Here is a 9,314-nt window from a genome sequence, read left to right as displayed (position 1 = left end):
TGCCTCCGTTAGCATCTCGCAACCGAGCACGCCACTCAGGCGTATCAGCAAAGGATGGAAATCTTTTCTCTAACTTATTGATCCATCCGCCGCGACGCCATTGGTCCTGAAGATCCAGCACGACCTTTAAAGCATCATCGAGCAACAAGGGTTCAATTTGCGGATACATATCCACGATCTGAATAACGTTGCCATCAAATACAACATAAAAGTGAGAGCTCTTTGGGGTGATAAATCCATATTGTGGGTCGACGAATCGCAATTGCACGTCGGACTTTGGCCAGCCCGGCCATGTCCTCCCACCGGGAATAGGTGAACTAAAGCGGGCTGACGAAGCCTTGAGCATCTCCTCGTAGGTTCCGCCTATCACCAGGGCGATCTCCCGCTCGTACCACGACCGCGCGGTGAATGCTGCCCATACCGTCAGAAGCGCCAGGCAGAACCAGTATCGCCGTTTCATCGGACACCCGACCCTTCGGCAATATCTTTTATTGACTGCTCCAGCAAGCGTCGATTTCCGTCCCCCAGCATCTCGTCGAAACGCGCCGCTGCTCGCAATACGAAGGCTATGCGCTGGTTGTAATCTGACAAATCTGCGAAGGGGTTGCTACTGAATTCGAGGGTGCGCCCATCCTCAACGGGCTGGCATTGGCTCGCCAGGGTCAGCTCAATGGCTTGAGCCACGCCTGAAGGAAAACCGGTAACAAAGGACACATGGTTGCCGCGAAGTAGCAGTTTGAGTTGTTGGTCTTCGTAGATGGTGCGCTGCAGAATATTACGCTGCTCATGTTCTGCAAATTTTCTCACGCTCTCGGCAATATCTCCCTTTTCTATCGCCTTGAAGGCATCCAGAATTTGCTGATGCGTTCCACCGAATTCAAGCTTTTCCTTGCCCACCGGCCACAGCACTGGAAACTTCGGATGACCATAAATGCCCGCCCGCTCTTTAAGGCAGGTCCTTAACTCCTCAAGCCCACGTTTCTTGTAAAACGCATGCAGCGGAAAGATGTCCAGAAACAGCGTGGTATTCCCCAGCGCCATCATCTCGTAGACATGCTTGAACTGTTGCTGCATCAAGGATGGTTCGCCCCCTAATGTCGAAAATGGCACAGGGTTATTTTTGCTGGCAGCCTCATAGTCCCGCATGGCTTGTTTATCCACAGTCCTGATAGTAATCAGGCCCTCTATGCCAATACTCGAGGCCGAACCGCTGTCGAGCATCCTATGCCCGGCGTCGAGCTCAGCCTGACTAACCTCATTGGTACTCGCCGCATGCAACAACCCGCAGCCCACTTGCTTGGAAGCAAACGCGGCAAGCCCGGCCCATTGGAAACGATTGTCGTGCAGCCACAATCGGGCGTAGGCGGCGTTGATAGCGCGATTGCGTTCGATGGGGTCGGCGATCAGCACGCCGCCGGGGGCGACGATTTCTTCGGCTTCGCGCTGGAAGACTCGCCAGATTCCGGAACAGGTCAGCACCGGTACGTCGGTGCATTCGAACGTGCTGTCGTACGCGCTCACCGTATGCGTTTCACATTCGGAGAATGGCTTGGTGTTGTGGTTCAACAGCTGCGTGTCGCATTCGTGGTCTTTGAAACACTGGGTCATGGGGCTGGCTTCTGACTGGAATGGACGCACCCTACCAGCCAAACACCCGCAAAAAACCGGCGAAAAGTACAATCAGAAAAGCCCTACACGCTTATTGGCAAAATCCTTCAAATCGGCAAAAACAAAGATCCGAAGTGCACGAATCGACGATCCGAAAATTCTGTCCGCCAACCCGAGCACGCCAGCGTTGGCGATTTTTATTGGGCCAGCAGAGCCGCATTGAAACAGCCGTTGACCCCGTAGGAACTGCCGAAGGCTGCGATAAGGTTCGAGCAACATAGACCACGACTGCTCCGCAGCCGGTCGCAGCCTCCGGCAGTTCCTACAAGGAGTTGAACCAGGCAGATGTCGGAGGCGGCGGGTTCGATACCAGGGATCGGTGGCCAATCGGTATGCCCCGTACGACGCTTCGCGTTGGCGCCGGGGATGGATCGTGGCAGGATGACGGGGTTATCGACCGGAACCTTTGATCATGCCACCGTCCCCTACTAAAAATCTTTCATTGATTGCCGCTATCGACCTTGGCTCGAACAGCTTTCATATGGTTGTCGCCAAAGCCAATGCGGGCGAAATCCGTATTCTAGAGCGGCTGGGCGAAAAGGTTCAGTTGGCGGCGGGCATTACCGAAGAGCGCCAGCTCACCGAAGAGTCCATGCAGCGCGGCCTTGATTGTCTCAAGCGATTTGCCCAACTGATCAACGGTATGGAGGGCGGCGCGGTACGGATCGTCGGCACCAATGCCCTGCGTGAAGCGCGTAATCGGGTGGACTTTATCCGTCGTGCCGAGGAAATCCTCGGGCATCCGGTGGAAGTGATTTCAGGCCGTGAAGAGGCCCGCCTGATCTACCTCGGCGTCTCGCACACATTGGCCGATGCACCGGGTAAACGCCTGGTGGCGGATATTGGCGGCGGCAGTACCGAATTCATCATCGGACAGCGCTTCGAACCGCTGCTGCGTGAAAGCCTGCAAATGGGGTGTGTCAGCTTCACCCAGCGCTATTTCAAAGACGGCAAGGTGACTCCGGCGCGCTACGCCCAGGCTTATACCGCCGCACGCCTGGAAATCATGAGCATCGAGCATGCTCTGCACCGTCTCAGCTGGGATGAAGCCATTGGTTCCTCCGGCACTATTCGCGCTATCGGCCTGGCCCTTAAAGCCGGCGGCCATGGCACTGGCGAGGTAAATGCCGAAGGTCTGGCCTGGCTCAAGCGTAAAATCTTCAAGCTCGGCGACGTCGATAAAATTGACTTCGACGGCATCAAGCCCGACCGCCGCGCGATTTTTCCGGCAGGCCTGGCGATTCTCGAGGCCATTTTCGACGCGCTGGAACTCAAGCGCATGGATCACTGTGAAGGCGCCCTGCGCGAAGGCGTACTCTACGACCTGATGGGCCGCTATCAGCACGAAGACGTGCGTGAGCGCACCCTGAGCTCGCTGATGGAGCGTTATCACGTCGACCTTGAACAGGCTGCGAGGGTCGAGAAGAAAGCCCTGCACTCCCTGGAGCAGGTGGCCGTGGCGTGGGATCTGCAAGACGATTCGTATCGCGAGTTGCTGCGCTGGGCCGCGAAGGTGCATGAGGTGGGTCTGGACATCGCCCACTATCACTACCACAAACACGGTGCTTACCTGATAGAGCACTCGGACCTGGCCGGATTCTCCCGTGAGGACCAGCAAATGCTGGCGCTACTGGTGCGAGGCCACCGACGTAATATTCCGAAAGATAAATTTGCCGACTTCGGCGATCAAGGCATCAAGCTGATTCGCCTGTGCGTGTTGCTACGCTTTGCCATCCTGTTCCACCACATCCGCGGCACCCAAGAGATGCCCCAAGTGGTGCTGCACGCGAATGATCAAAGCCTTGACGTGCTGTTTCCCGACGGCTGGTTAGAAAACAACCAACTGACCCAAGCCGACTTCGCGCTGGAAGCGGAGTGGCTGGCCCGGGTCGGTATCGTCTTTAGCGTACGCTAAGCAGCGGGTTGCTCAGGCGCTCCAGCAGCGTCGCCTGAGCGCTACGTGGGTTTTGGTTGCCGGTCGGCGTACTGCGTGTATAGCGGCCGTCCGAATGCAGAATCCACGCATGGGTGTTATCGGTCAGGTAGCTCTCCAGCTCCTTCTTCACCCGCAATATCAACTTCTTGCCCTCAACCGGGAAGCACGTCTCCACCCGCTTATCCAGGTTGCGCTCCATCCAGTCGGCGCTGGACAGAAACATCTGCTCTTCGCCGCCATTAAGGAAGTAGAAGACCCGGGTATGCTCCAGGAAGCGACCGATGATCGAACGCACGTGAATATTGTGCGAGACACCGGCGATACCTGGGCGCAGGCAGCACATGCCGCGAATGACCAGATCAATTTTCACACCGGCCTGGCTGGCCTTGTACAACGCGCGAATGATCTTCGGATCGGTCAGCGAGTTGAACTTGGCAATGATGTGTGCCGGCTTGCCATCGAGTGCGAACTGCATCTCGCGGGCGATCATGTCCAGCATGCCTTTCTTCAGGGTGAACGGCGCATGCAGCAACTTCTTCATGCGCAAGGTCTTACCCATGCCGATCAACTGGCTGAACAATTTGCCAACGTCTTCACACAACGCGTCATCGGAAGTCAGCAGGCTGTAATCGGTGTACAGACGAGCGTTACCGGCGTGGTAGTTGCCCGTACCCAAATGCGCATAGCGCACGATTTCGCCGGCTTCCCGGCGCAGAATCAGCATCATCTTGGCGTGGGTCTTAAAGCCGACAACGCCATAGATCACCACCGCACCCGCCGCTTGCAGGCGACTTGCCAGTAGCAGGTTGGACTCTTCATCGAACCGCGCCCGCAGTTCGATCACTGCCGTGACTTCTTTGCCGTTACGGGCCGCATCGACCAGGGCATCCACGATTTCCGAGTTGGCGCCGCTGCGGTACAGGGTCTGCCGAACTGCCAGTACGTGTGGGTCTTTTGCAGCCTGACGCAGCAGATCGACCACAGGCGTGAATGACTCGAACGGGTGCAGCAGCAAAATATCCTGCTTGCTGATCACCGTGAAAATGTTCTCGCTGTTTTGCAGCAGCTTGGGAATCGCGGGAGTGAACGGCGTGTATTGCAGCTCTGGATGACTGTCCAGACCGGTGATGCTGAACAGACGTGTCAGGTTCACCGGGCCATTGACGCGATACAGTTCGGTTTCACTGAGGTTGAACTGTTTGAGCAGGTAATCAGCCAAGTGTTTCGGGCAGGTATCTGCGACTTCCAACCGCACCGCATCACCGTAACGACGGGAGAACAACTCGCCACGCAGCGCGCGCGCCAAGTCTTCCACGTCTTCGGTGTCGACAGCCAGGTCGGCGTTTCGGGTCAGGCGGAACTGGTAGCAGCCCTTGACTTTCATGCCCTGGAACAAGTCGTCGGCGTGCGCGTGGATCATCGACGACAGGAAGACGAAATTGTCCCCGGTACCGCCGATCTCTTCGGGCACTTTAATCACCCGTGGCAACAAGCGCGGCGCCGGAATGATCGCCAGACCGGAGTCACGACCGAACGCATCGATGCCTTCCAGCTCGACGATGAAGTTCAGGCTTTTGTTGACCAGCAACGGGAACGGGTGTGTCGGATCGAGGCCGATCGGCGTGATGATCGGGGCGATCTCGTCACGGAAATAACGACGGACCCAGGCCTTAAGCTTGGCCGTCCAGTAACGACGACGAATGAAGCGCACCTGATGCTTTTCCAGCTCCGGCAGCAGTATGTCGTTGAGGATCGCGTATTGCCGATCAACGTGGCCGTGCACCAGTTCGCTGATCCTGGCCAACGCCTGGTGCGGTTGCAGACCGTCTGCGCCCGCCTGTTCACGGGCGAAGGTGATCTGCTTCTTCAAGCCGGCGACACGAATTTCGAAGAACTCATCGAGGTTGCTGGAGAAAATCAGCAGAAATTTCAGCCGCTCCAGCAATGGGTAGGACTCGTCCAACGCCTGTTCCAATACCCGTGTGTTGAACTGCAGTTGCGACAGTTCGCGGTGGATATACAGGCTGCTGTCGTCCAGGTTATGAGCGACAGGATGCGGGACTGGGGCCGATACCGGCTCGGGAACGGGCACCACTTCGATGCTCTGCTCGACCACAGGCTGAGTTTCCTGAACGGCGATATGAACAGCTTCTTCGGTGAGTCCTTCGGTATTCATGGGTGTTCCTGTTTGGGCTACTGCCCTTTTAGCAGTTGAGCAGCACGAACGGCAAAATAAGTCAGAATGCCGTCAGCGCCTGCGCGTTTAAAAGCGGTGAGGGATTCCAGTATCACCCCTTCACTCAGCCAGCCATTCTGGATCGCTGCCATGTGCATCGCGTATTCGCCGCTGACCTGGTAAACGAAGGTCGGCACTTTGAATTCTTCTTTCACCCGGAACAAAATGTCCAGGTAGGGCATGCCCGGCTTGACCATGACCATGTCTGCGCCTTCAGACAAGTCAGCAGCCACTTCGTGCAGTGCCTCGTTGCTGTTGCCCGGGTCCATTTGATAGGACGCCTTGTTGGCTTTGCCCAGATTCAACGCAGACCCCACCGCATCCCGGAACGGACCGTAATAGGCGCTGGCGTACTTGGCCGAATAAGCCATGATCCGCACGTTGACGTGATCAGCCAGTTCCAACGCTTCACGGATCGCTTGAATTCGACCGTCCATCATGTCGGAAGGCGCCACCACCTGGGCACCCGCATCGGCATGGGACAGCGCTTGCTTGACCAGTGCATCGACGGTGATGTCGTTCTGCACGTAGCCCGCTTCATCAAGAATGCCGTCTTGGCCGTGGGTGGTGAATGGGTCTAGCGCAACATCAGTAATGACGCCCAGCTCAGGGAAGCGGTCACGCAGGGCACGGGTGGCACGCTGGGCAATGCCTTCAGGGTTCCAGGCTTCAGCACCATCAAGGGATTTTTTCTCGGGTGGAGTCACCGGGAACAGCGCCAACGCTGGAATACCCAAAGCAACCCACGCCTCAGCTTCTATCAGCAGCAGATCGATACTCAGACGTTCGACACCAGGCATCGACGCAATCGTCTCGCGGCGGTTTTCGCCATCGAGCACAAACACCGGAAGAATCAGATCATCGACGGTCAGGACGTTTTCCCGGACCAGACGACGGGAAAATTCGTCGCGACGATTACGTCGCAGGCGAGTCGAAGGAAACAAGCGGCTAGCGGGGGTAAAGCTCACGGCAAGACTCCTGAGCCCGCGCAGGCGGGCAAGCGTGACAGTTATAAGCTGCCATTATGACCAATGTATGACAACCGTGCCTAACCCTGCGACCGTGGGACGCAGCCGATGGTCTTGTAGGAAATCTTAACGTCGAGACACATATCCACACTTTCCTGAATGGCTTCGGCGAGTTAGGCTGCGCGTTCATTTCGCCAGCATCCATATAATGCTCCAACATCTATTGCAGGAATTTGGCTACTTTGCCCTCTTTCTAGGAACCTTTTTCGAAGGTGAGACGATTCTTGTCCTCGCCGGCTTCCTTGCGTTCCGCGGATACATGGATATCAATCTGGTGGTGGTGGTCGCCTTCTTCGGGAGCTACGCCGGCGATCAGTTGTGGTATTTCCTTGGGCGCAAGCACGGCCGCAAACTGTTGGCGCGTAAGCCGCGCTGGCAGTTGATGGGCGACAAAGCGTTGGAGCACATCCGCAAACACCCCGATCTTTGGGTGCTGAGCTTCCGCTTTGTGTATGGCCTGCGCACAGTGATGCCGGTGGCTATCGGTTTGTCGGGTTACCCGCCTCGTCGCTATCTGCTGCTGAACGGCCTGGGTGCTGCTGTCTGGGCTGCCGCCCTAGGCGCCGCCGCGTATCACTTCGGTGCGTTGCTCGAAGGCTTGCTGGGCAACGTCAAGCGTTACGAGCTTTGGGTGTTGGGGGCTCTGCTGATCCTCGGCGGCGCGTTATGGTTACGTCGCCGGTTCAAGGCCGCCCGTATTGCGAAAAAACTCGAATCGTCCAAACGCGAAGCGGAACTGGCCGAGGCCAAGCACTCGCCAGACGAATGAATTGTCCGTGGGCGCAACACAGACCGATTTTCCTCAGCAACGCGTACGTCAGCAACGCCCTCGCTCCCCAGCCGAACAATCGGTCCCAACGAATGAACACTGCACCGTCATTACGATCCATTGAAGAATCGCGCCAGTTCGGCAAAACGCTATGGCAGCAAATGATAAATTAGTGGACATTTAACGACATTCTTCAGGCCCTTTTTTTGGAACCACTTGGCGCAGGACCACCCAACGCTATGAACGGGAGCAAAGGCGATGCAAAAGAAAGTAGCGGTCATTCTTTCCGGATGCGGCGTTCAGGACGGTGCGGAGATTCACGAAAGCGTTCTTACCTTGCTGCGTCTGGACCAGCGCGGCGTAGAAGTGCAGTGTTTCGCGCCCAATATCATCCAGCATCACGTGATCAATCACCTGACCGGCGAGGAGATGCCCGAGTCGCGAAATGTGTTGGTCGAATCAGCGCGCATCGCCCGTGGTGCGATCAAGGATATTCGAGAGGCAGACGCCGATGAATTCGATGCGCTGATCATTCCAGGGGGATTTGGTGCAGCGAAAAACCTTTCCAACTTTGCGGTGGAAGGTGCCAATTGCAGCATACAGCCCGAGTTACTGGCGTTGGCCGAAGCATTTGCCGAGTCGGGCAAGCCGGTGGGGCTGATCTGCGTTTCCCCTGCCCTCGCGGCAAAAATTTATGGCCCAGGCGTAACCTGCACGGTTGGCAATGATCCGGCGACGGCCAAAGCCATCAGCAAGATGGGCGGCACCCATCAGGACTGTGCGGTGAGTGAAATCGTCGAAGACCATGCACGCAAACTGGTCAGCACCCCGGCCTACATGATCGCCCAATCGATAAGCGAAGCAGCGTCGGGGATCAACAAGCTGGTAGACCGGGTGATTGAGCTGATACAGGAGCGCGAAGTAGCCTGATGGGCTCCCAAGGAAATTCCGACGCGATGCTAATCTGTAGGAACCAACTCGTTGGCGAGGCAATTTCCCGGGCACGCCTCTCGCCAACACGTTGGCTCCTACAGAGGGATTTGTGCCGGGCCTGCACTCAGGGGAACTCCCGCGCCAGTCTGGTAAGTATTCTATCCAGCGCATTGGCAAACGCTTGTTTCTCGCGGTCGCCGTGTGGAGCTTGGCCGCCACTCATCTGGCCCTGATCGCGCAGGTCGGTGAACAAATTTCGCACTGCCAGGCGCTCACCCATATTCTGCGGATCAAACTCGCGACCGCGAGGGTCCAGCGCCGCAACGCCCTTCTTGATTAGTCTGTCCGCCAACGGCACATCGCTGCAAATCACCAGATCGCCAGGCACTGAGTGCTCCACCAAATAGTCGTCAGCGGCGTCTGGACCACTGGGAACGACGATCAATTTGACGAGATGGTAGCTCGGCTTGATCTGGCCTTGCCCCGCCACCAGCAACACCTCGAACTGCCGCTTCAAGGCGAACTTAATCACTTGTTCCTTCGCTGGCCGAGGACAGGCATCAGCATCTATCCAAACGCGCATAGGATACTTCCTAAAAGAGTGCGGAACTGTGTTAATACGGACGTCAGCCATTACCGAACATTACAAGCCCCCCGAAAGGAATCAATCCGCAGCGCGATGGAGGGTGGCGAGAAAAGCCGCAGCGCCGACGAATAATCCGGCGAAGGTTCGGTTCATACGGC

At 56.8% G+C, this 9,314-nt stretch carries 7 protein-coding genes and 2 pseudogenes; 3 read left to right on the top strand and 6 right to left on the bottom strand.

What is annotated here, in order from left to right; genetic code table 11:
• Together JWR17_RS08400 and JWR17_RS08395 are read right to left on the bottom strand one after the other, a co-directional pair.
• Positions 1-460: pseudogene (locus JWR17_RS08400) on the bottom strand (hypothetical protein); the annotation flags it as partial.
• Positions 457-1,608, bottom strand: a complete 1,152-nt coding sequence (locus JWR17_RS08395; protein WP_299830202.1) for a hypothetical protein — start codon at positions 1,606-1,608, stop codon at positions 457-459. The gene JWR17_RS08395 and the pseudogene JWR17_RS08400, both read right to left, overlap by 4 nt.
• 472 nt (positions 1,609-2,080) lie before the next feature.
• On the opposite strand from JWR17_RS08395, the gene ppx reads away from it, so the two are divergent.
• The gene (gene ppx, locus JWR17_RS08390; RefSeq protein WP_299830201.1) at positions 2,081-3,583 is read left to right on the top strand and encodes an exopolyphosphatase; all 1,503 of its coding nucleotides are present in this window, start codon (positions 2,081-2,083) and stop codon (positions 3,581-3,583) included.
• On the opposite strand, the gene ppk1 is transcribed toward ppx, so the two are convergent.
• Both ppk1 and hemB read right to left on the bottom strand, forming a co-directional pair.
• Positions 3,570-5,780 carry a polyphosphate kinase 1 gene (ppk1, locus tag JWR17_RS08385; protein ID WP_299830199.1) on the bottom strand — a complete coding sequence of 737 codons (2,211 nt, stop codon included), beginning with the start codon at positions 5,778-5,780 and terminating at the stop codon, positions 3,570-3,572. The genes ppx and ppk1 overlap by 14 nt on opposite strands.
• A 17-nt stretch (positions 5,781-5,797) precedes the next feature.
• The gene (gene hemB / locus JWR17_RS08380) at positions 5,798-6,808 is read right to left on the bottom strand and encodes a porphobilinogen synthase (protein ID WP_299830197.1); all 1,011 of its coding nucleotides are present in this window, start codon (positions 6,806-6,808) and stop codon (positions 5,798-5,800) included.
• Positions 6,809-7,013: 205 nt separating this feature from the next.
• Between hemB and JWR17_RS08375 the strand changes: the two genes are divergently transcribed.
• Together JWR17_RS08375 and elbB are read left to right on the top strand one after the other, a co-directional pair.
• A complete protein-coding gene (locus JWR17_RS08375; protein ID WP_299830204.1) occupies positions 7,014-7,637 on the top strand; it encodes a DedA family protein in 624 nt (207 codons plus the stop codon).
• A 258-nt stretch (positions 7,638-7,895) separates the two neighbouring features.
• Positions 7,896-8,567, top strand: a complete 672-nt coding sequence (gene elbB / locus JWR17_RS08370; RefSeq protein WP_299830195.1) for an isoprenoid biosynthesis glyoxalase ElbB — start codon at positions 7,896-7,898, stop codon at positions 8,565-8,567.
• Between the two features lie 127 nt (positions 8,568-8,694).
• Here elbB and JWR17_RS08365 read toward each other — a convergent pair whose 3' ends face one another.
• Together JWR17_RS08365 and JWR17_RS08360 are read right to left on the bottom strand one after the other, a co-directional pair.
• Complete coding sequence (locus JWR17_RS08365) at positions 8,695-9,153, bottom strand: YaiI/YqxD family protein (protein WP_299830193.1); 459 nt, start codon at positions 9,151-9,153, stop codon at positions 8,695-8,697.
• Positions 9,154-9,234: 81 nt separating this feature from the next.
• Positions 9,235-9,314: pseudogene (locus JWR17_RS08360) on the bottom strand (threonine transporter RhtB); the annotation flags it as partial.

It is taken from the genome of Pseudomonas sp. (assembly GCF_028293835.1).
Taxonomy (GTDB): Bacteria; Pseudomonadota; Gammaproteobacteria; order Pseudomonadales; family Pseudomonadaceae; genus Aquipseudomonas.
This window is presented reverse-complemented; position numbering and strand designations above follow the sequence as displayed.